This is a genomic window from Mucilaginibacter sp. CAU 1740, from assembly GCF_039839285.1.
Taxonomy (GTDB): Bacteria; Bacteroidota; Bacteroidia; order Sphingobacteriales; family Sphingobacteriaceae; genus Mucilaginibacter.
In genome coordinates this window covers 204009-226958 of record NZ_JBDOQS010000011.1, presented here as the reverse complement: position 1 = coordinate 226958, position 22950 = coordinate 204009, and the positions used below count along the sequence as shown (strand labels likewise).

General features: G+C 44.7%; 14 protein-coding genes. 3 read left to right on the top strand and 11 right to left on the bottom strand.

The window, feature by feature from the left end; translation table 11 throughout:
- Positions 1 to 98: 98 nt before the first annotated feature.
- The 11 genes from AAFN85_RS22730 to AAFN85_RS22680 all read right to left on the bottom strand — a co-directional run bounded on the left by AAFN85_RS22730 (position 99) and on the right by AAFN85_RS22680 (position 16507).
- Positions 99 to 1139 (bottom strand): DUF4961 domain-containing protein, encoded by a 1041-nt coding sequence (locus tag AAFN85_RS22730; RefSeq protein ID WP_347529971.1) that lies wholly within the window; start codon positions 1137 to 1139, stop codon positions 99 to 101.
- A gap of 25 nt (positions 1140 to 1164) precedes the next feature.
- Positions 1165 to 1605 (bottom strand): DUF5004 domain-containing protein, encoded by a 441-nt coding sequence (locus tag AAFN85_RS22725; protein ID WP_347529969.1) that lies wholly within the window; start codon positions 1603 to 1605, stop codon positions 1165 to 1167.
- Between the two features lie 26 nt (positions 1606 to 1631).
- Entirely contained in the window at positions 1632 to 3422 is a 1791-nt protein-coding gene (locus AAFN85_RS22720; protein WP_347529967.1) for a RagB/SusD family nutrient uptake outer membrane protein, read from the bottom strand.
- Between the two features lie 310 nt (positions 3423 to 3732).
- A complete protein-coding gene (locus AAFN85_RS22715) occupies positions 3733 to 4560 on the bottom strand; it encodes an alpha/beta hydrolase family protein (RefSeq protein WP_347529966.1) in 828 nt (275 codons plus the stop codon).
- 23 nt (positions 4561 to 4583) lie between these two features.
- Positions 4584 to 5969, bottom strand: coding sequence for an SGNH/GDSL hydrolase family protein (locus AAFN85_RS22710; protein ID WP_347529965.1), 1386 nt, complete (start codon positions 5967 to 5969; stop codon positions 4584 to 4586).
- Positions 5970 to 6301: 332 nt separating this feature from the next.
- The gene (locus AAFN85_RS22705; RefSeq protein WP_347529964.1) at positions 6302 to 8653 is read right to left on the bottom strand and encodes a GH92 family glycosyl hydrolase; all 2352 of its coding nucleotides are present in this window, start codon (positions 8651 to 8653) and stop codon (positions 6302 to 6304) included.
- Between the two features lie 275 nt (positions 8654 to 8928).
- Complete coding sequence (locus AAFN85_RS22700) at positions 8929 to 11493, bottom strand: glycoside hydrolase family 38 C-terminal domain-containing protein (RefSeq protein WP_347529963.1); 2565 nt, start codon at positions 11491 to 11493, stop codon at positions 8929 to 8931.
- 4 nt (positions 11494 to 11497) lie between these two features.
- Positions 11498 to 12889 carry an SGNH/GDSL hydrolase family protein gene (locus AAFN85_RS22695; RefSeq protein WP_347529962.1) on the bottom strand — a complete coding sequence of 464 codons (1392 nt, stop codon included), beginning with the start codon at positions 12887 to 12889 and terminating at the stop codon, positions 11498 to 11500.
- A gap of 446 nt (positions 12890 to 13335) precedes the next feature.
- Positions 13336 to 13926 (bottom strand): cysteine hydrolase family protein, encoded by a 591-nt coding sequence (locus tag AAFN85_RS22690; RefSeq protein WP_347529961.1) that lies wholly within the window; start codon positions 13924 to 13926, stop codon positions 13336 to 13338.
- Positions 13927 to 13989: 63 nt separating this feature from the next.
- Positions 13990 to 14841, bottom strand: coding sequence for an AraC family transcriptional regulator (locus AAFN85_RS22685; RefSeq protein ID WP_347529960.1), 852 nt, complete (start codon positions 14839 to 14841; stop codon positions 13990 to 13992).
- Between the two features lie 163 nt (positions 14842 to 15004).
- Complete coding sequence (locus AAFN85_RS22680; RefSeq protein WP_347529959.1) at positions 15005 to 16507, bottom strand: PQQ-binding-like beta-propeller repeat protein; 1503 nt, start codon at positions 16505 to 16507, stop codon at positions 15005 to 15007.
- 547 nt (positions 16508 to 17054) lie between these two features.
- Between AAFN85_RS22680 and AAFN85_RS22675 the strand changes: the two genes are divergently transcribed.
- The 3 genes from AAFN85_RS22675 to AAFN85_RS22665 are packed head-to-tail and all read left to right on the top strand — an operon-like array spanning position 17055 to position 22808.
- Positions 17055 to 18188 (top strand): efflux RND transporter periplasmic adaptor subunit, encoded by a 1134-nt coding sequence (locus tag AAFN85_RS22675; protein ID WP_347529958.1) that lies wholly within the window; start codon positions 17055 to 17057, stop codon positions 18186 to 18188.
- Between the two features lie 37 nt (positions 18189 to 18225).
- The gene (locus tag AAFN85_RS22670; RefSeq protein WP_347529957.1) at positions 18226 to 21387 is read left to right on the top strand and encodes an efflux RND transporter permease subunit; all 3162 of its coding nucleotides are present in this window, start codon (positions 18226 to 18228) and stop codon (positions 21385 to 21387) included.
- A gap of 14 nt (positions 21388 to 21401) precedes the next feature.
- The gene (locus AAFN85_RS22665) at positions 21402 to 22808 is read left to right on the top strand and encodes a TolC family protein (RefSeq protein WP_347529956.1); all 1407 of its coding nucleotides are present in this window, start codon (positions 21402 to 21404) and stop codon (positions 22806 to 22808) included.
- Positions 22809 to 22950: the final 142 nt, after the last annotated feature.

Genomic DNA, 22950 nt, shown 5'->3' with positions numbered 1-22950 from the left:
CAGAATAAACGTAATAAGGGCCCGGGTATCCGTTTTTCAATCAGCAGAAAACGAATACAAAAACCTGTATTTTAGGTATTTATAATTGTATAGCTATATTAAGTACACCTGAACTTAAAAGTAAACGGATCGGATGTTCCACCGTACCCAACCTTAATAGTACCAGCCTGGTTGGTGATGTAGTAGCTCATGCTTACAATGGTTTGCGAGGCCGTGGCGCCAAAAAACTGGTGCGGCCAAAATGTAAGTTTATACAACCCTGTTTTAGCACCGGTTTGGGTTAGCTTGGTTTTATCCGTTTGCTCGCAAACCGTTAAGGTTTTACCATCGCTGGTGGTGGCGGTAGCACACAGATACACCGCTTGTGGGTTATCTAAACCGGTATTGGTAATGGTATTGTTGTAAGTAAGGGTGATAAAATCGTTATCCAATGATTTTGGAGGATCGATGCTGGTAAGTTGCGGGTTACAAAAATCAACAAAATCACCATCGCCGCCCGTTACAGTAAAGCAATCGCCTTTGTACAGGTTATGGTAAACCGCGTCAGGCCCCCATGGAGCACCATCGGCCACACCTGGATCGTCTTTTAAGCCATCAAGCGTTTGTGCAACTACGTAAGCCGGTTTGAAACTGGTGGCGTTACCATCAGCAGCTACCTTCAATTTGATGGCGCAATTACCAACAAATTTATCGCCGTTTTGCCATTTAAGCGGCTGATCGGTTTGCATAACCACCCACTCCATATCATCAATAAGGTTACCAGCAATTTGAAACTTATTTTTAAGCGCGACAGCCCAGGTTAAACCGTTGGTGTTTGGCGCAATAGCACTGGCCGGGGTAAAAACCATGTTTCCGTTTCCTTTACCGCTGGTATAGGTAGCTGTCATGTTTTCACGTCCCTTCCATCCTTTAGGCAACAACACAGCAATGATCACATTCCCGCTGTAAGTATCGCTGCCAAAATAATTGGTAGAGACATCTACGTCAACACCAATGTTGATGGTTTGGCCAACTGTGGCCGTAGGCGGACCGGTAACCCCGGTTATTTTAGTGTGGCAAAAGCTAAATACCAATGCCACTAAAATAAGCGCGCACGAGCTCCACAAGTATTTTCCCTTAATATGTAAACGTGTTCTCATTTATATGCTTTTAAGTATTTATCTGTTATTCTTTCACTAAGGTGTAAGTGTAGGAGTTGAGGCTGCAGCCGGGGCTGAACGTAAGGTTAAGTTGCCTTGCCCCACCTACTATGGGGTAGTTGAACACTATCCCTACAGCCTGGCCACCTTGTGGCGTAAATGCTATTTTAAAGGGGTAATTAGGATCATCCAGCTTGTAATTACCATCCTGGTTCACTACAAATGGCAGCGGGTTTATTAAGGTGTATTTGCCGGTGGCATCAAACTTTACCCTAAACTGCGTGAAATCAACAAGAGTTGTAAGATCGGTACCGTTGCGACTGGCTTTTAACACTTTCCAATTGCCCGAAATATCTTTAACCGATTCGTTTACGGGCAGCACCTTATCTACCTTGCACGATGTCCAGATCAAGGCAATGAGCGCTAACAGCAGCAGATGCTGTTTCTGTTTAAAAATTCTTTTCATATTATCCTGAGTAAAATGACTTGTGATTAATAGCCGGGATTTTGTACCAGTGTAGGCGATTTACCAGTTTCGCTAAGCGGGAAAGGCCATAAGTACATTGCCGGTCTGAAGTTGTGCTTGGTAACGTTAAACTTGGTGAAAGTCGCGGTGGTATTGGTACGCCTAACCTCCATGCCCTGTGTTTGCACGTTTTCGGTTTCAGCGGCAATTTTCCAGCGCCTAACATCCCAAAAGCGGTGCTCCTCATAAGCCAGCTCAATACGTCTTTCGTTTTGGATGTATTTGCGCATCTCATCTTTGCTTAAACCGGCAGGTAGTGCGGATGGGCTAAGACCGGCACGCTGCCTGATCATATTCATGAAGGTATATACCTCATTAGTAGGGCCATCAAATTCGTTGGCTGCTTCCGCGTAGTTTAACAGTATTTCGGCATAGCGGATAAGCGGCAACACTCGTGATGAGTTGTATTGAAGTGTTGAAGAAGTGGCACCCGGATCAAGCATTTTATTGCGGTAGTAACCGGTAAGTGTACCCTGGTGTACGGCATCCTGGCCGGTAACACTGCCGTTGTAGCTGCCAATAAAAATATTAACCGGGCCTTTGCCATCTACAGTACCGTTACCTAAACGTACCAGCAAAATTGACTGATCATGAATGATGGTGTAGTTTAAACGGGGATCGCGGTTGGCATAAGGGTTATTAGGATCATAGCCTGATGTTGGGTCGGTGATCAATTTACCATTGGCCATTGGGAAAGCATCAACCATACCCTGGTATGGAAAAGCACCGTTTGCTCCGTTCCTGGTTGGCGGCAGGAAAAGGTTTTCCAGATCGGAGTTACCCGGCCTCATAAATTGAAAAATATATTCTGTGTTCACACGCTGCGGAAACAGGCCTTGAAAGCCAGCGCCCGGCGTTGAAGCATCCACACCTGATGGCGGAACGGTATTTAAAGAATATGCGTTTAGGCTGATAACTGAAGCGGCAGCGTCTTTAGCCAGCTTCCAGCGGTTGGCATCAGCCATTGGATAACCTACCAACGAAGGGTCTGCCTGGCCACCCGCCTCGGCAACTAAGGTAGTACCATTAAACAGCGGACTTGCAGCGTATAAAAGCACCCGAGCTTTCAATGCTAAACAAGCACCTCTGGATGCGCGGCCATAATCGGCACCTGTTTGTGTTACCGGTAGCACTGCTCCGGCAGCGTCCAGTTCCGAGGTAATGTAATTTACGCAATCGGCATAAGTGCTGCGTTTTACGTTGATGGGCGTTTCGTTTGTAAGCAAAGTATCGCCAACCAATGGCACACCGCCGTAGTGTTTAAGCAAAATGGCGTAATACCATGCGCGTAAAAAACGGGCTTCGGCTATCATTAAAGCTTTGTTTGATGCTTTAATGGGTGTAACCGGCAGGTTTTTCAGAAACTGGTTAACCGAGCGGATGTTGTAGTAACAGGTTTTGTAAGGCCCGTCTTCAACAATACCGGCGTTAATAGTACCGGTTGCGAATGCCGAGGCCGTTGTTGAAAATGCGTGCGAAGGTTCCGACTCGTCACAGGCAGCCTCCAAACCACCACATATCACAGCCTTACCCAGCGGATCGTAAACGAAACGCGTTGGACTTGCGCTGTAATTGATGTTTGAGTAAATGTTTGCCAGGAAACCGGCGGTACGGGCACTATCCTTAAATACCGTAGTTTGGGTAAGGTCGGTTGTGGAGGTTGCGCCCAGGAAACCTCCTTTTTTACAGGAAGCCACACCCAGCATCAGCAACCCGCATACCCAAAAAGAAACATTTTGAAAGTAAAGTTTTCTCATATTATAGGTTTAATTACAATAGCATTGTTTACACAGTAGGTCACTTTTTAAAAAATCTTAAAATCGATTTAGCAAAAAGAGGGTAATCACTCGCTGATTTACTTTGAAAAACTGTGTTTGTATTAATTGGTTTATAACAGATATTGAATCTGACTGCTAATCTAAATTATAAAAACGATTTAGCAAAATTTTTTAATACTTTTTCAAAATTTATTTTTCTTGCATCAAATCAGCATAAAAATTGAAAAAGTATTTAAGAACAGGGCTTTATATTACAAGTGAAGTAAGGAATAGTTAAAAACACTATCCCCTACTTAGCGTTAGCAAAGAACCGGCTGAAAAACAACATCTGGTAAACGATCGAATTACTCCAGTATTCCCAGTTATGCGAACCCGGACGGATAGTAAAATCGTGCGGAATTTTGCGCATAAGCAACTGATCATGAAAAGCCGTGTTAACCGGGAACGTGAAATCATCATAACCACAATCAAACGTAATAGCCAGGGAATTAGGCTTTAACAGGTATATCATATTGATCACGCTGTTCTTTTCCCAGGTTTCGGGATGTTCGCTGTATTTGCCCAGTACCTGCTCAATACCAAAAGCATCCGCAAAAGGCCTGACATCTACCACCCCACTCATGCTGCCCACAGCGCCAAAAGTATCCTGGTGCTTAAAACCGATATACATGGCGCCATGACCGCCCATGCTAAGGCCGGTAATGGCCCGCCCCGTTCTGTTGGCTATGGTAGAATAGTGTTTATCCATATAGCTAACCAGCTCGGTACCTACATAGGTTTCGTACTGCCAATCCTTGTTCATGGGGCTATCGTAATACCAGCCTGCAAAATTGCCATCGGCACAGGCTATGATCACGTGGTATTGATCGGCCAGTTTGGTGATAGAGGGTACTTTCAGGATCCAATCGCTGTAGTTGCCGCTGAAACCGTGCAGCAGGTATAAAACGGGATATTTTTTTGTGGCCGAATAGTCGGCTGGTTTGATAACTACTGCTTTGATATCCTTGCGCATGGCCGCGCTGTGTGTAAGCACAGTATCAACAGTAGCCGCGTTAACCTTTACCGCGGCGGCAAAAAATACAACAGTTACAAAAAGTAGTTTTTTTAAGATGCTCATAGCTTAAACAAATTCGGTATAGGTTATTTGGCGGCGATAACGGTAATACGGTGATTTTTAGGTTTGTTGATGGCGTAGATCTCATCTATCAGCACATCCATTTCTTTTTGCCAGGCATCGCGCAGGCTTTTGTAACGTGCACGGCTGTAGTTGTCTTTGTTGCCATTAACAAATGGATTGGTGCGCGAATACTTTTTCACACTATCCATAGCCGCATTATTATCCTTGTGTAGCAGGCCTTTCTCCTTCAAAAAATCGAACTGGATCCAATTATAGTTTCTGAAACGACGTTCTATCTCCCAACGCTCCTCATTCAGCTCGCGGATCTGGATGGCCTGCTGGTACTGCGGTGTAGTAGTGATCTCGGCCATATTTACGCCGTCAGCCAGTTCCTTAGCCGACCAGCGGCCTATCTGTTCGCCATCTATCAGAACATCATAATCACTGCCTTTCAAACCTTTAACAGATAAAATTTCCTGGTTAAACTCCTTAGTAAAAGGGATCACCTTCAAAGCATCCGACTGCGGTTTCCGGTTACCCCATGCACGTGGAATGGTATCCAAAGGATAAGGCAATGAATTTGCCAAATAATTAAAACCCACCGAATCGGCATTGGCTACAACATTGCTAACGCGACAGTTAACCGATTTAGATACCGCTTTACTTTGCGCGTTCACCCCTATTTCGGCAACCGGTTGGTTATCCAATCCTTGAGTTTTAAGAAACAGATAAGCCATCACCAGGTGACCATCATTATCAGGATGGATCCTATCATTAGGGGTTAAGCTGTAGGTTGAATCTTTAGCTTGTTCACGCTGATTGATCGCAGTCATCGGGTGAAAGAAATCTACATAGCCGTAACCGTTCTTTTTAGCAGCCTGCTCCTGAAAATCGATCAGGTTTGAAAAAAAGGCGCGTTTGCCGGGATATAAGTTTTTGTTGTTGAACTTTGATGCGTCATCATAAGGTGAACCTAAGATGTATATCTTACGGATATCGGCGCGTTGCTTCAGCTTTTCTTCTACCAAAGCGTAATATTTATAGCTATTTTCCAGCTTTTTGGCCATTACATCTTTGGCATCGGCGCGGTACCATTCAAAATAACCGCTATCGTTCATGCCCCAGGTTAGGGTAAGCACGTTAGGCTTTTTTGAGAATACATCATCATCAAACCTATCATAGATCTGGTTAATAGCATCGCCGCCTATCCCTACGTTATAGCAGGTAATGCGGGTATTGGGCAGATGCGTCATGTAGTACAGCCAGATGTACGAGTGGTAGTGACCGCCGTCGGTAATACTGTTGCCTACAAAGGCTATCCTGTCGCCTGCTTTAAAGGGGGCTATTTTTTGGGCGCTGGCTGATAGAGTTGCGCAAGCTGCCAGGAGTATTAAGTATAATTTTTTCATTATCTTATAAATCGTTTTAGCAATTTGGGTTTATAATCTTATCTTTTTAGGTTTTCCTAACCATGTAATTATAAGGTACGAAGCAATCGCGAACTATACAGAGCAGATCTGCATAGCGGCTCGGCTTCTGCGCGATTGCTTCGTACCTATCCATGACATGTTTAAAAATGGGTGTCATGCTGAGCTTGTCGAAGCATGGTGGGCGGGCCTCTGCGCGCGACCCTTCGACAAGCTCAGGGTGACAGGCCGACCCGCCTGATGTCATACAATCCTTCAGAGGCCTCGGCTTTTATTTACTCGCAATGACGGGTTTTGTTTTTTGTTATCCTCTTTTAAATCCCCCAGCTCTTATTAGGCTTATCACCCATAGTAAGCTCCAGACTACCGCCTGCTGCTATATCCTTGTAATCCAGATAGCATTTATTATACGCCTTTCCATTCAGCTTAGCGCTTTGGATATACATATTACTCGCCGAGTTATTAACCGCTGTAATAGTAAACGTTTTACCTTTAGCGTATTTAGGATCAAGCCTCAAAATCACTTTATTAAACACCGGACCGGTAATTTCCTGCCTCGTATCTCCAGGACAAACCGGGTGCAAACCACTGGCAGCCAATACATACCAGGCCGACATTTGCCCTACATCCTCATTACCCACCAAACCTTCAACTGAATTATGATAAGCGCGACGGCAGATCTCTCTTGTCCATTTTTGGGTTAGCCATGGCGCGCCCAGCCTGTTGTATAAAAACGGAACGTGGTGAACCGGCTCGTTGGCGTGGTTATAGTAATCGTTCCACATCATGTTATCTGGCGCTTTTTCGAAAAAATTGTTCAGATCGGCAATAGTTTTCTCTTTACCGCCCATCATTTTAGCCATCCCGGCTACATCCTGGGGAACAAACCAGCCTTGCTGATATGGGTTACTTTCAATAGTGCCATACCACTGTTTTGTTTTGGCCGAATCGGGCCAGGCTTTCCATTCGCCGTTATCATCTTTGGGGCGGTACCAGCCTTTTTCAGGGTCGAATACGTTTTTGTAGGCTTGGCCGCGTTGGTTATACTTTTTAAAATCGGCGGTTTTGCCTAACCTTTTTGCCAGTTGGCCAACGCACCAGTCGGTATAGGCATATTCTAAAGTATAGGAAAGGCTCAAATCGCCGCCGGTAAAGCCTTTATCACCATTACCAAATTTTTCTACTGAGCCAACCGACAGGCGGTAGGCCTCGGGTACATTAAAGTTTCGGATACCTTTGGCATAAGCATCGGCAATAACCGATACAGCCGGGTTGCCGATCATACAGCCGCTGTAAGCATTTAACAGCTCCCAGCGCTCTAGGTAATCTTTTTTCTTCTCATCAGCCAATGTCACTAATGAATTTACCATATCATTCACCAAAGCTGGATTAATAATGGTTTGCAAAGGCATCTGGCTGCGGAAAACATCCCAACCGCTAAAAATTGTGCGTTTTTGGAATGATGTAGTTTGATGAACCTTACCATCTCCACCCATATAATGTCCGTCGACATCGCTCACAATGCGTGGATCGATCATGGTGTGATACAATGCTGTATAGAACACCGTTTTTTCTTCGGTAGTGCCGCCTTGTACACTTGCCTTGGCTAAAGCGTTGTTCCAAAGGGCTACTGCTTTTTGATGTACGCCGTCAAAATTCCAGTCTTTGATCTCGGTGTTGAGGTTATTTTTTGCTCCCGCGATACTTACGAAAGAGATGCCTGTTTTAAGCAGTACCTGCTCGTTCGCTTTGGTATCAAACTGGGTGTAAAAACCTAAATGCTTGCCCTGTTTTTCTTTAACACCTTTCAGGATGGTTGATTGGGCAACCCTTTCGAGGTATTTATCGCTGGTCACTTCGTCCAGTTTGCGTTTCCAGTCGTCGGGGATATCCGCCGTCCAAACGCCGAAATCTTTCAGCGGTTTGCTGAATTGGGCGTAAAAATAAACGGTATAATCGGCCTTGCCATCGCCGTTGCCCCAGCCACCGCCATCTGGGGTGCATTTCATCCAGCCTTCAATAGTATTTGCATCAACTACTTTTACATATTGCAAGGTCGAGGTCCCCCCTACCCTACGGGCGAGGTCAATCTGGATACGTGACTCTTTTTGCTGAGGGAAAGTAAAGCGCAGCATGCCGCTGTGCGGGGCGGCAGTCATTTCGGCCTTGATATTATAATCTGTAAGCAAAGCGCTGTAATAGCCTGCGGATGCTTTCTCTGATTTTTTATTGTAATTGCTACGGTAACCTTTCACCGAGCCATCCATTTTACCGGCTATGGTGTAAAGTTTACCGGCGGTAGGCATCACCAAAAAATTACCAAGGTCGCCATACCAGCCAATACCGCTCATTTGTGTCATGGCAAAACCTTCTATACTGGTTTGCTCATGGCTGTAACCCGAACCGTTATCGCCGCCGGTAATGGTATTTGGACTAACCTGCACCATGCCATAAGGCGTTGTAGCGCCCGGAAACGTTTTGCCAAGGCCATGATAAGTACCCGCGTCTTTGGTACTTGTACTGGCACCAATAAATGGATTTACGTATGAAGCCGGGCTTTGTGCTTTAAGCAACGTTGAACCAAGCGACAAAGCGGCGGTAAACAATACAGCTAAATATTTTTTGCCCGGCAAGGCCGCGGAAACGGTCCGTTTAGTATAGGTCATTATTTTGATCCTGAATATGTTATAGGATGTGGTTATTTGTAATTGGTTACTACGGCCTAAAGTAAATACATAAAATCGTTTTAGCAAATTATGTTTAATAAATTTTACATTTGGGTTTAGCAAGGAGTGTAAACGATCTTAATTGCTTAGTTCCTATCCAAAACGTGTTTAAAAATGGGTGTCATGCTGAGCTTGTCGAAGCATGGCGGGCAGGGCCTTTGCGCGCGACTCTTCGACAAGCTCAGAGTGACAGGCCTTCCCGCCCAAGTGTTTTGCTAAATTCCTCTCGCATTAATCAACCTCACCGTACGGAAACCAAACCTTGGTATATTGATATTCAATAAATTACCCCCTGATTTTTGTTTAGCAAAATGCAACGTCTGCTTAACCCTGCCATCCAGCTCAACCAGTTGAGCTTCATCTGCATTTAAGTTTAGCAAAGTTTTGATATCGGTTGTAGCACCCGCGTTAAACAACCTTACCAGCATATCGTTCCCGTCAAACTCGACTGAAGTAACTTCTACATTGTTATTATTTGTGCTGATGAGTGATTTGGCCACACTACCCGCAGGTTTTCCCGGATAAACCACCAATGGCTCATTCCACTCCGTAGCATCGACCCAAATGCCCGCCTTATCCCATTTTCCTGCATGCGGAATCAAGGCATAATGCACCTGCGTTGGCCCATTAATGGTATAATCGCGGCCCCATAGCCCCATCCCTGAATATTGAATATCAAGCCCTAAAGGAAAATCCTGCCCATGGGCATAACTGGTGGTATGATCTGTAAACAACGCCATACCGTATTTATCGTTATCGCCGGTAACATCTACCCAGGTATGGATCACGTTGTTTTTAATGCTATCCCAACGGCTATAAAAGGTGTTACTCAGCTTACTTTCGGTAACATCGAACGGGGCATTTTTATAAACTTTTTGATGTTTTAAGTTAAGCGAGAACAGCGCCAGCAGTTTATTCCTGTCATCATAAAAAGGTTTAGCAGGTAGTTCCCATTTGTAGGTGCCGGGTTTAATGCCCTCCCCTATTCCGGGGTTGCCTTGCCAATCAATATTCAAATCGATATCGATGCGTGGCTCCCCTTGTTTAAGACTAAGAACTTGTGTGTAAGTACTGCCGTTGATAGTGCCGTGTAAAGCTACTTTTATAGCAAGCGGGCCATTTTCTAAAAGTTCGACTTTAACCGGGTTGTCTTTGCTCGATTTAAAGCCACCGTCGTTATAGAAATTTCCTCGTAGTTCATTAAATGCAAGTTTATTAGCTTTATCTACAAACTCGCGATCACCTATACTTTTGGCGACCATACTTTTGATAATGCCTCCGTGTTGAGGATCGATAATAACACGGTATAAATCTGTTTCCAATTGATAGTTACCATCAGCAAGCGTTTTAATATCAGCGCCTTTTGTAGTAGTTGCGTTTACTTTTTTAAGCTGATAAACGGCATATCCCATTGAAGGCACCGCTGCCTTAAATTCAACAATAGGATTATGAGCATCGGTCGCCGGACTGAATTGAGCGTTTACCCGTTTCCCTGCGCTATCAAAAACGCCTGTATTATCCGCGGTAAAATCCGATGGCAGATCAAACTTTACCGTACCGGTTCTGGCAATGCCCAAAGTGTTATAAACGGTGATAAAATTGCCTTGCTCCTTGTTTAGCAACCCGGCCGCAACCATGCTGATGCTATCGCTTTTACCATTTGTGAACCCTGTCCAACCTATTACCTTATCGGCCCAGGTATCGCCGGGTTTGCCGTTATAGGGTACTATCCAGCAATCATGGTGTTGTGATAGCAAAAGCGTGCGCCAGGCGGCATCAAAATCGGCCTGCGGATAGCTGTTGCCACTATAGATCTTTGCCATCGCGGCCAGTTTCTGGCTTTGGATGATCTTGTTTTCGGCAACCCGTACCCGTTGGGCCAGTTGTTGCGTAACCTGTGATCCCCAAACCAAACTCACCTGGATATCTTCTTGCGATACCTTCCAATCCGGCCGAACATCTTTGGCGGCAACATTGGCGAAATAGTTTCGCCAGGTGGTATAAATGCTGTGGATGCCATTTTTATCACCTTTACCGATAAAGGGGCCGCCTTTCCATCCGGCATCCTGCAAGGTCATCCCGATGGGATGTTTCACGCCATTGGCATAAGCAGCTTTAATATAATTTGCGCCATTATCCCAGGCTATGGTTTGCCAGGTTGATTTGTCTGAAAGCTTTTCAACGGCATACCTTGGCGAGGTAATGATCCCCGTACCATCCGGACCTATCCAGTTAACCAACCCTCCGCCATGCGCGCGGGTGTAGCCACCAAAGCAGGTATTGGGGTTTTTGAGCGAGGCGTACTTAAAACCAAATGAAGTTAATATCTGTGGCAAAGCGCTTGTAAAACAGGGTTCTTCGGATGAATAAGATGTAAACACCGCTCCTGGAAAATGCGCCCTGATCTTTTTAATGCCATAGCTAAACTGATGAATGATGCTCTCGCCCGAGATATTGTAATTATAGCTTTGGGCATAGGCCGGGTTTACGTATTCGATACGGCCGTTCAGGCTTTGATCTGCAAACAGGGCTTTAAAGTCGGCATATGCTGCGGGATCAACAACCTGTGCCCTGTCCCAGGTTTCGGGTTCCAGTTCGATGTTGATCTTCCAGTCAGGGTTCTTTTTAAGCATATCGGCCATGAAACGGGTGTTCCAGTCAGGATAATGCCCCCAAACTCCGCCGTGATAACCATCAATATACCAGGCAGTTTGCGCCGATGAACGGGCAGATATACAACCGATAAGCGCGGCGCTCATCAAAATAGTTTTGAGTTTCATAAGGTTATGGGGCGGGTATTATTTCAATGAGATGGTTAACCGGTTTGTTGATGCGATAGATCTCGTTGGTGAGCAGCTCGATCTCTTTTTGCCAGGCATCGCGCACACTTTTAAACCTTGCTTTTTGATAGGTAGGCACGGTTACAGCCACAAAAAAGTCCTTTTTGGCGTAGCGCTGTAATGAATCGATGGTATGCGGACCATCATTAAACAACAAACCTTTAGGTTTCAAGATCGAGTAGTGCATCCAGTAATATTCCCTCAACCTACGCTCAATCGTCCAGCGTTCTTCATTGAGGTGCATAATGGCTAATGCCTGTTGATATTGTGGCGTATTATTGATCAAGGCGAGGTTGATGCCTTTGTCGTAATCATCAGCCTCCCATACCCCCATCAGCTGGCCATCTATTCTAAGCTGATATTGCTTTCCGCTTGCTAAACCTTTAACCTGTAAAAGCTCCTGGTTAAACTCATCAGTAAAAGGAATTACCTTCAAAGCCAGCGATTGAGCTTTGGCTGGTTGACCGAATCCACCGGGAATGGTATCCAACGGATAGGGAAGAGAATTAGCAAGATAATTGAATTTTATATGCTCACTACCTATAAATGGCGTTGTTACTGTGCAGTTTTCAGCGGTTTCTACCTTTTTGTTTCCCACATTAATAATTACATCGGCCACCTTTTTACCGGCAAGGCCCTGCGCTTTTAAAAACAGGTAGGCCATTACCATTTGCCCATCATTTGTTGGGTGGATACGGTCGCTTCCCTGTAAAGTAAAGGTTGAATCGGTTTGTTGTTGTTTCGCATTAATAGCAACCATAGGCCGGTTGAGATCCAAAAACTCCCAGTGGTTGCGTGCCGCCGTGCTTTGCTGATCGGCAGCAATTTGCAACATAGCCGTGTTTTTACCCATCAATGGCGTTATTTTGATCTTTGATTTTTCATCATAAGGCGATGATCCTATCATCACTTTCCTCACCTCGGGATGTTGCTTCAGCTTATCTTCTATCAGCCTGAAACTTTTCAATGATTCCGCAATTTTCGCGGCATAGGTAGAATCCGCTTTTGCGCCTTTCAGGTTTTGATAACCGGTGTCATTCATCCCGAAGGTTAGCGTAACCACAGTAGGCTGGTGTGCAAATACATCACCATCCAAACGTTCCAATATCTGCCACGAAACATCGCCACCTATCCCGGCATTGTAAACCGTGATACGCCTGTTGGGGAAATGGGTAATGTAATACAACCAGATGTACGAGTGGTAATGCCCCCCATCGGTAATGCTGTTCCCGGTAAATACCACCCTATCGCCCTGCTTAAAGGGCTGAACGGTTTGCGCGCTGCAAGGCAAAACAAAGGCACACAGCAGCAAAAAGCTATAGTAGATTTTTCTCATTTATAATTGGCTAAGCGATGAATGATTTTTACGCTAAATTGATTTAGCTAATTAAAGCAATAAAATCGATTTAGCAAATTTTTTGTATAAAATTTTATTGAGGTGGTAAAGTAAAGGATTGACCAGCTAAAAAAGACGATAATCTGATAGAAGCTATGAATTAAAAAACTGCCGAATAGCAAGCCGGATAATCGACTCACCCGGTCTACGCTACGCTGGACCACCCTCTCTATCCTTCGGATAAAGAGGGTAGGAAAAATAAGAAAACATCAAATCCCCTCTTTACGCGCAGCGTAGAGAGGGGTGGCGAGCGCAGCGAAGTCGGGGTGAGTAAATATGCGAGCGATGGTTTTGCGGATTATTGGCCAATGCTCCCGGTTTATTTCATTACCGGGAGTATTTGAGAAACTGATAAGTAAGGCTTTAACAATCTGTTTATTAAGGAGCTAAAGAAAATCGGTGTCTTTTTTAAAAGCCTGGATAACCTCGTCGGTATTTAAAACAGTGGCAAACTCATTATTGATCTGCGCCAAAGCTGATAAATGCACCTGTTCGGCACTGTAATGCTCGCCTTTAATGCCTGTTTTTGAAAAAGCGGCTGTAGCATCGGCAACTACAAAGGTGTCATAACCATAATTTCCGGCCATGCGGGTTGTGGTGGATACGCAATGCTCAGTAGTAAGGCCTGCTATAACAACCGTATCAATACCGGCAGCATCTAATTGTTGTTGCAGATCGGTACCGATAAAGGAACTGTTTACCGATTTTTTGATCACAGTTTCGCCGGGCAATGGTTTTACGATATCCTTGTGCGCGTTGCCGGGATTATTTTCATTCAGTAAAGAATCGGGGTTAACAGAGCAATGCTGAATATGAAACAAAGGCAAATTATTTGCCCGCCAGTGGTCAAGCAGTTTACGGGCGTTCAGTTCGGCATCAGGATTATTGCGCTCGCCGCCCCAATAATTAATGTTATCAAAGCCCTGTTGGATATCAATTAATATCAACGCGGGGTTAGTGTTTTGGAGTGTTTTCATACCTCAAAACTCCGGCTTTATAACAGCCTCATTTTTGCTGTGAAGCTTTATTTGTTTGTTTTTTTATACCGATTCGATGCGCGTACTTTTAGGCGAAGTACCAAACCTTTGTTTATACACTTTAGAGAAATGCGAGATATTCTCGAACCCACTGCTGTAAGCCACCGTAGCTACCGGATCGTTAGAATGTTTAAGCTGGTATTCGGCATATTCCAACCGTCTGTTAAGCTGCCATTTTACCGGTGTGGTATTAAAACGATCAGTAAATTCCTTTTTAAAAGCACTGGTGCTGCGGCCGGTAAGTTTGGCCATATCATCTATAGAGAGCTGCCTGTTGAAATTGGTTTCCATAAAATAGGCCAGATCAACTTTTTTCTGACTTACCAAATCTTTTAAAAACGAAACAAAAGTTTTTGATTTATCATTAGATAAAATTTGAAGCAACACCTGGTGCGCCGCGAATTTTACGATACACCTCGAATAATCTTGCGGGTGCGTGATATGCCTCATGATCTGCGTTACATTGGCCTCGATAAACTCAGAGTTTTTGAAAACGAAGGGCGGCAAATCGGCGCTTTGCCTCTCGTGCCTAAACTCCGGAACATGGCTATCCAAAAAGTAATCTACAAATTCGTTCTCCATAAATATCAGCAAGCTGCTGTACTCATCCGATGGAAACAACTGATAATTGCCCCTCCTCCTGAACTGCAGATCGCCCGCTTCAAGGTGCTGCGTAAAGCTACCGTACCGCACATCGATATGCCCTTTTAAGATAATTTCGAGACAATGCGCGGTTTGCAGGGTATCATCACATCTGAAAGGGCGTTTTTTATCAATGATAACACCGTACATATCCGACAAACGAAGGCGCATATGCACATGATGTTCAAGCAGGTCTTTTGGAATTTGTATCATCTGTATAACTAAAGTATACTAAGCTACATTTTGTGATGATATTTTGATAACAGACTGATTAATTGTAACAAATGGATGATAAACGCGATGCCGGCCTTTATACTATATACGCCCACCTTTTACCCTGTTATATAAATTTTACTATTATTACCTGCCATTTTATTTATTGAGTCGGTACCATTTCACTAAGTGATGAATAGTAGGCTACCCCATCAATTACTACGGCCATTTGCCCTGCAGATTTAAGAAAAGGAGAAAAATGGTATAGATCTTCAGCACCACTGGTCGAATCAAAAACCCTCATCCCCATTACCTCTATTCCGCTTGAAAAAGCTGAAGTCAGATAAATTTTTCCAGGCGTAAGTATAAATTGATAATAGTATGATGGCTTTGACCAGATCAGCGCGCCATTTTGTAAATTAAACTTCATAGCGTTTGAAGCGTTAAAAAGATACAAGCCAGAAGCATCGGCTGCTAAAGTACCTTCAAACACTACATTTTTCCATAAAAGCTTCCCCGTATCTTTATTAAACGCGTACAAATATCCCTGAAGTGTTCTGCTATAGGTTGAAAAAATAACCATGTTTCCTACTACCAGCGGCCGGGCCCTATAAAATGCAGTTCCCGCGCCGCCATCCATATAGGGTGTAGTCCACTTTTTTACGCCGGTAGTGGCATCAATAGCATTTAAAGCACATACTTCATCGGCTTCAAACGGTGGGATGTGGGTATCAACAATATAAACTACATTATCCTTTAAGGTAGGAGCTCCCATTCCCGACAACGGCGACACGAATGTCCATTTCAGAATGCCGGTGTTTGCATCGTAAGCCTTTAGCAAACCATTATTTTCCAATTCATCACCACCAACAGTAAGTACCAAATTGCCAAATATTCGCGGTACCGGTATATTTATATTTGTACTATTCTGTTTCTTATGCCACAGTTCGGTTCCGTCAGATGCTCTAAAAGCATAAGTATCTCTTGAACTTGTTGCTAAAATTATACCTTTACTATAAACTAAAGATACGGGAGTATCGTACCCAATATTATTCGGCACAGACCAAAGTACTTCGCCTGTTTTTGCACTTAAGGCACAAACCACGCTTTGTGGCGTAGCGTTTTTTCTTCCCTGTAAAAACAAAGTATCATTAGATAATACAGGCGTTAACCAATTTTCTATATTATGTCGCCAAACAAATTGTCCCTCTGTTGTATAGCAATTAATTCCATCAAGATCCGGACTGGCATAAACAAAACCTCTATTTGCAGGAATTTCAAATTCAATAGAGTCTTTTTTACCTAAACCATTTACAACTATCTTCCCTTTATAAGAAAACGTAGCCAAAACATTGGCCAGGTAGCATGTTGTATCACTTATATCGGGCGCAACTACCTTTCCATTTAAGCTAACGGTATATTTTACCCCATCGGTAGGCACCGTACTTTTTGCTTTCGACCAGTATATCTTTACATTATTCCAAAGGTCGGTGAGCTTATCGACTCGCTCAAACTTTACAAATTTAAATGATAGTACTGGATCAGGCTTTTCAGGGCCGTTGGGCGTAGGATGATAAGGATCGGCTTGTTTTTGACAACTGTTGAACAAAAACGCCAGCAGCAAGTATAACAGGATTTTTTGAGGATAGGGTTTCAGGTTAAGCATGGAATAAATTTAAACAAATAAATGGGTGATGCAAATAAGCATGAAGAACACTGGTTATTATTAACTAGCTTCCAATCTCAATTCCCCAAAATCGCGCGGTATTAATATTAGGTATTATCCTATCCCATTTTATAAAACTTAACCAAATATAAAATGGGTGTATCTCACCTATTGTTCATTTATTTTGGCAAATCCCTTTAAAATGAGCAGCTTTGGGAGCATAATGTTTTCAATCAGACGCGGAAGCCTGTTAAAAACGGTTTGATAAAAATGTCATTGGTATCCCCTTATTCCAAACCCGGTTTGGTGGCCCATGTCTTTATTGTGTACTCACAACACTATAAAGAACTAAAGCCCCTTTTTCCTGACACCTTTTAAACGGCTTCCTGGTAAAAATCATTGCAAAAAGGATCTGTTCCTCAAATTAAACTTAAATAAAAGAAACACCTTACCCAAAATGTTCACCCAACACAATTTGATGAAGTTAAAACCCGAATGGCTAATCAACAGAAAATTACTATCAAAGTCTACTTGCGCGACAGCGCTTTTGGCAATCGCGATACTTTCATCATGCGGCGGCGGGAAAGACAATAAAAACGGAGGTGGCGAAGCTGAGCAGGTGCTTGACTATAAAGTTCTTGAACTTCAACCAAGGCAGGCCACTTTAAATGTAGATTACCCGGCAAGCATCCAGGGTCAGCAGAATATTGAGATCCGCCCGAAGGTTGATGGTTATGTTGAGAAAATTTATGTAGATGAAGGCGCAGCGGTTACTAAAGGTCAGCTGTTGTTTAAAATAAGCGCCCCGCAATATGAGCAGGACGTGCGCACCGCACAGGCCGGCATAAAAACCGCCGAGGCCGACCTGGCCCTGGCCCGCATGCAGGTTAATAAGGTGAAACCACTGGTACAGCAGGATATCATCAGCAAATACGAACTGGAAACTGCCGAGTATAACGAGCAATCGAAAGCCGCGGCGCTTGCACAGGCTAAAGCAGCATTGGTAAACGCACAGATCAATGTTGGATATACCACTATTACCAGTCCGGTTAATGGGGTGATAGGTTCATTGCCGCATAAATTGGGCAGTTTGGTAAACGCCAACACTACCGAACCTTTAACTACGGTTTACAACACCGCCAACGTATATGCTTATTTTGCATTGAATGAAAAGGCCTTGTTGACCTTTACGCGCGATAGCTCGAGCAAAACATCGTTAAATGCTAAGATCGCCAAACTTCCGAATGTGTCGTTGATATTGCCGGATAGCAGCGTTTATGACCATACCGGCCGGGTGGAAACTATTAACGGATTGATCAATACGGCTACAGGTGCTGCCAATATGCGCGCCGATTTCGTTAACCCCCGCGGTGTGATCCGTAGCGGAAGCAGCGCTACAGTTCGGATTCCTAACGTTATCAAAAACGCTATCTTGGTACCGCAATCCGCCACTTACGAATTGCAGAACAAACGTTTTGTTTATGTGGTAGATGCTCAGAAAAAGGTTAAAAACACAGCCATCGAGGTGATGGATAATACCGAGGGACAATTTTATGTGGCAACCGGCGGTGTTAAACCCGGCGACGTGATCATACTGGAAAGTAGCGGAAACCTGAAAGATGGCACCGTGATCAAACCAACCCCTGTTAGCGCGCAGAGCGTTTACGGCGATACTAAATAAACCCAAAGCATCTTATCCAAAAATATAAAGCAATACCATGCTTAAAAAATTTATAGAGCGCCCTGTACTATCAACCGTAATATCAGTGATACTGGTGATACTTGGTGTATTAGGGCTTGCAACATTACCTGTATCGCAATATCCTGACATAGCACCGCCCACGGTGCAGGTACAGGCTTTTTATAGCGGAGCCAATGCCGATGTAGTACTTAAAAGTGTGATCATCCCGCTGGAAGAGCAGATTAACGGTGTGGAGAACATGACCTACATGACCTCCTCTGCCAGTAACGATGGTTCGGCATCCATCACCGTATTTTTCAAGGTTGGTACCAATCCCGATCTGGCCGCGGTAAACGTACAGAACCGGGTATCACGTGCTACCAGCTTACTGCCTTTGGTGGTTACGCAATCGGGCGTATCGGTATCAAAAAGCCAGAGTAGCGAGCTGATCATCTTTTCGTTATATAGTGAAAACAAAACCTACGACGAAACCTTTTTGCAGAACTATACCAAGATCAATCTTGTACCGCAAATTCAGCGTGTAACGGGTGTTGGTCAGGCGCAGGTATTTGGCTCGAAAGATTATTCGATGCGGATCTGGCTAAAGCCGGATGTAATGTCGCGCTATAGTTTGGTGCCAGATGATATTACTGACGCTTTGAACGAGCAAAACATCGAGGCTGCTCCCGGTAAATTTGGAGAGAATAGTCACGAGCCATTTCAATATGTATTACGTTACAAAGGCCGCCTTCAAACGCCTAAGGAATTTGGCGATATGATCATCAAATCGGTAGGTAATGGCGAGGTGCTACGTCTGCACGACGTAGCCCGCGTTGAACTCGGCGCACTCGATTATTCGTTTGTGGAGCAAACCAACGGCTTGCCATCGGTAGGTGTTGCTATCAGTCAAACAGCCGGATCGAACGCCCATGATGTGATCAACGAAACCAAAAAGATCATCGACCAGGCATCTCAAAAATTCCCGGCCGGTGTTAAGATAGCCTACCTTGTTGATGCCAACGAGTTTTTGAATGCCTCGGTAGAGAAGGTGATCAGTACGCTGATCGAAGCGTTTATACTGGTATTTATTGTGGTGTTTGTTTTCCTTCAGGATTTCCGGTCTACATTGATCCCTGCGATTGCCGTTCCTGTGGCCATTGTGGGTACTTTCTTTTTCCTTAACCTGTTTGGTTTCACCATCAACCTGCTTACGTTGTTCGCATTAGTGCTGGCCATCGGTATTGTGGTGGATGATGCCATTGTGGTGGTTGAGGCCGTGCACGCCAAATTAGATCAAGGTTATAAATCGGCCCGAAAGGCTTCGGTTGATGCGATGAACGAGATCTCGGGGGCGATCATCTCTATTACCCTTGTGATGTCGGCAGTGTTTTTGCCGGTTACCTTTATATCCGGCTCTACGGGTGTGTTTTACAAGCAGTTCGGTATTACGCTGGCCGTGGCCATTATTCTATCGGCAGTAAACGCGTTAACACTAAGCCCTGCCCTATGTGCTTTGTTTTTGAAACCGCATGAAAAAGGCCAGCCTAAACATGGTTTTATTAACAGGTTTTATGTGGCGTTCAATACCTCGTTCGATCTGGTAAGCGGTAAATATCAAAAATCAGTAGGCTTTTTGGCCCGCCGCAAATGGATAGTGATAGCTACTGTTGTTGTATTTGCCGGCGTGTTCGCGTTTTTGGTAAAAACCACTCCATCCAGCTTTGTACCTAACGAGGACCAGGGGACGATATTCGCAGCCATCAGCCTGCCTCCCGCCTCATCAATGGAGCGCACCGAAGCCGTAGCTACAAAAATTGACAGTATCGGCCGTACTTTTCCGGAGGTTGAAAACTCGCTTAAGCTGGTAGGTTTTAACTTTTTGGCAGGATCGGGCAGTGCATACGCCATGGTGATCCTTAAACTGAAAGATTGGGACCATCGCAAGCAAAAAAATCAAAGTTTGGAAAGCATTATCGGTCAGCTTTTTGCCAAAACCAGCGGATTGCGCGAGGCAAGCGTGTTTTATTTTTCGCCACCTACTTTGCAGGGTTTTGGTAATAGTGATGGTTTTGAGTTTCAATTGCAGGATAAAGGCGGGCATACCATTAATGAGATATTTAAAGTAAGTAACGATTTCCAGGCGGCCTTACGCAAACGTAAAGAGATCCAAAATCTGAACTCATCATTTAACCCTAACTTTCCGCAATTCCAGGTTGATGTTAACGTGGCTAAATGTAAAGAGGCTGGCGTTAGTGTAAACTCCGTGTTGGGTACCTTGCAGGGATATTACGGCGGATTATATGCCTCAAACTTTAACCAGTTTGGCAAGCAGTACCGCGTTATGGTTCAGGCCGATTATGATTACCGCACCAACCAGACCGGGTTGAGCAAAATATTTGTACGCAATAATGCCGGGGTGATGGCACCGATAACCACATTTGTTACTTTACGCAGGGTATTCGGACCGGAATCTATTTCACGTTTTAACCTGTTTACCGCTATCTCGGTATCAGGTTCACCTAACCCGGGCTACAGTACCGGTGATGCCATTAAAGCTATCCAGGAAACGGCTGCGCAAAACCTGCCTGCGGGTTACGATTATGAGTTTTCGGGCCTTACCCGCGAGGAGTTGAGCACCGGTACACAATCGGCTTATATATTTATCCTGTGCCTTGTGTTTGTTTACTTTTTGCTGAGTGCCCAGTACGAGAGTTATATCCTCCCCTTCGCGGTGTTGTTATCGCTGCCTGTTGGTTTGGCAGGTACTTATATTTTTGCCCGCATCTTTGATATCGGCAGTAATATTTACCTGCAGATCTCGCTCATCATGCTCATCGGTTTGTTAGCCAAAAACGCCATCCTGATCGTAGAGTTCGCGCTCGATAGGCGCAGGGCAGGCATGGACATTGTCCCGGCCGCTATTGCCGGTGCAGAAGCCCGCTTACGCCCTATCCTCATGACTTCCTTTGCCTTTATTTTTGGTATTATGCCGCTGATGTTCTCGACGGGCGCAGGTGCTAATGGTAACCGCTCTATTGGTGCGGGTGCTGTGGGTGGCATGTTTGTGGGGACTGTATTTGGGGTGTTTGTGATCCCGGTGTTGTTCATCATATTTCAGCATTTGCAGGAACGTGTTAGTCCGCTTAACAAGCATCGCGACGATGAGGACGACGCACCCGAAACTACACCTGCACACTAATTTTACTATTTGCAATGAATAAGAACATTATAAGATATACTTTTTTACCTGCGATATTGCTGCTGGCGCTATCATCCTGTTTGGTCAATAAAAAATACAAGCAGCCCGATGTTAACACCAACAACTTATATCGCGACGTAACCACTACCGATAGCGCAACACTGGCTTCAATGCCTTGGCAATCGCTTTTTACCGATACCACATTAAAAGCGCTGATACAGGAAGGCCTCAACAACAATCTCGACCTGAAAAACGCAATCCAGCGCATTGCCGAATCGCAGGCCGCCCTATTGCAAAGCAAAGGGGCTTTGTTACCCAACCTAAGTGCCAATGCCTCGGTAACACGCAACAAACAATCAACCGCGGGGTTAAACTTTCCAACCGGTATAGGATTTAATACCTTAACTACTACTTACCAGGCAGGCTTAACAACATCGTGGGAGGCAGACATTTGGGGCAAATTAACCAGCGCCAAACGTGCCGCCCTTGCAGGTTATTTGCAAACTGATGCCGCCAAACGCGCAGTGCAAACCCAGTTAATAGCTGATATTGCTAACAATTACTTTTTACTGCTATCGCTCGATCAGCAATTAGAGATAACCAAAGAGACCCTGGCCAACCGCATTAAAGATGTGGAGACGATGAAAAAGCTTAAGGAAGGCTCGGTAGTTACCGGCGCCGCCGTAGTACAAAGCGAAGCCAACAGGTACGCCGCCGAAGTATCCATCCCCGATCTGAAACGCAGCATCCGCGAAACGGAAAATGCTTTGGATATTTTGCTGGCCCGCGCACCAGGCCCCGTAAACCGCAGTGCCCTTTCCGTTCAAAGCATAACTGCGCCGCTGCAAACCGGCTTGCCATTGCAACTGCTTGCTAATCGTCCGGATGTACAACAAGGGGAATATGCTTTCAGGGCAGCGTTTGAAAACACCAATGCAGCTCGTGGTTATTTTTACCCGCAGTTTACCATTACGGCATCGGGCGGTTTTTCGAGTTTGCAATTGAAGGATTTTTTTGACCATTCAATATTTTATAACCTCGTTGGCGGTTTAACCCAGCCTATCTTTAACCAGGGGATCAACAAAGCGCGCCTCCGTACCGCACAAGCCCAGCAACAAGAGGCGCTGAACAGTTTCCAAAAAACATTACTGGTTGCAGGACAGGAAGTATCAGATGCGCTTTACGCTCACCAAACCGCTGTTGAAAAACAGGATGCGCGGGCTAAACAGATCGCCGCTTTACAAAAATCGGTGACTTATACACAGCAATTGCTACGTTATAGCTCAGCCACTAATTATACTGATGTGCTTACTTCTGAGCAGAATTTATTAGCTGCCCAGTTAAGTGGGGTTAATGATAAGTTGCAGGAATTGCAGGCGGTGGTGAACTTGTATAGGGCGCTTGGAGGTGGTTGGCGATAAAAAGCGATATTACCGCATAAAACGAGCGGTGGCCTGACAGAAAAGCGGGCCGGGCGTATGGCCTCGCGGGGGGAAGCTTTTTTCTGTCTTGACTTTTTGGGTACTTTTGTGTCAAGACAAAAGTACCTGGCCCCGCCCGGCC

What these genes read in the sequence shown, in the direction of transcription:
- AAFN85_RS22725 (WP_347529969.1), bottom strand. Translation starts at nt 1,605, where the DNA reads ATGAAAAGAATTTTTAAACAGAAACAGCATCTGCTGCTGTTAGCGCTC.
- AAFN85_RS22685 (WP_347529960.1), bottom strand. Translation starts at nt 14,841, where the DNA reads ATGATACAAATTCCAAAAGACCTGCTTGAACATCATGTGCATATGCGC.
- AAFN85_RS22705 (WP_347529964.1), bottom strand. Translation starts at nt 8,653, where the DNA reads ATGACCTATACTAAACGGACCGTTTCCGCGGCCTTGCCGGGCAAAAAA.
- AAFN85_RS22680 (WP_347529959.1), bottom strand. Translation starts at nt 16,507, where the DNA reads ATGCTTAACCTGAAACCCTATCCTCAAAAAATCCTGTTATACTTGCTG.
- AAFN85_RS22720 (WP_347529967.1), bottom strand. Translation starts at nt 3,422, where the DNA reads ATGAGAAAACTTTACTTTCAAAATGTTTCTTTTTGGGTATGCGGGTTG.
- AAFN85_RS22690 (WP_347529961.1), bottom strand. Translation starts at nt 13,926, where the DNA reads ATGAAAACACTCCAAAACACTAACCCCGCGTTGATATTAATTGATATC.
- AAFN85_RS22665 (WP_347529956.1), top strand. Translation starts at nt 21,402, where the DNA reads ATGAATAAGAACATTATAAGATATACTTTTTTACCTGCGATATTGCTG.
- AAFN85_RS22670 (WP_347529957.1), top strand. Translation starts at nt 18,226, where the DNA reads ATGCTTAAAAAATTTATAGAGCGCCCTGTACTATCAACCGTAATATCA.
- AAFN85_RS22700 (WP_347529963.1), bottom strand. Translation starts at nt 11,493, where the DNA reads ATGAAACTCAAAACTATTTTGATGAGCGCCGCGCTTATCGGTTGTATA.
- AAFN85_RS22715 (WP_347529966.1), bottom strand. Translation starts at nt 4,560, where the DNA reads ATGAGCATCTTAAAAAAACTACTTTTTGTAACTGTTGTATTTTTTGCC.
- AAFN85_RS22730 (WP_347529971.1), bottom strand. Translation starts at nt 1,139, where the DNA reads ATGAGAACACGTTTACATATTAAGGGAAAATACTTGTGGAGCTCGTGC.
- AAFN85_RS22710 (WP_347529965.1), bottom strand. Translation starts at nt 5,969, where the DNA reads ATGAAAAAATTATACTTAATACTCCTGGCAGCTTGCGCAACTCTATCA.
- AAFN85_RS22695 (WP_347529962.1), bottom strand. Translation starts at nt 12,889, where the DNA reads ATGAGAAAAATCTACTATAGCTTTTTGCTGCTGTGTGCCTTTGTTTTG.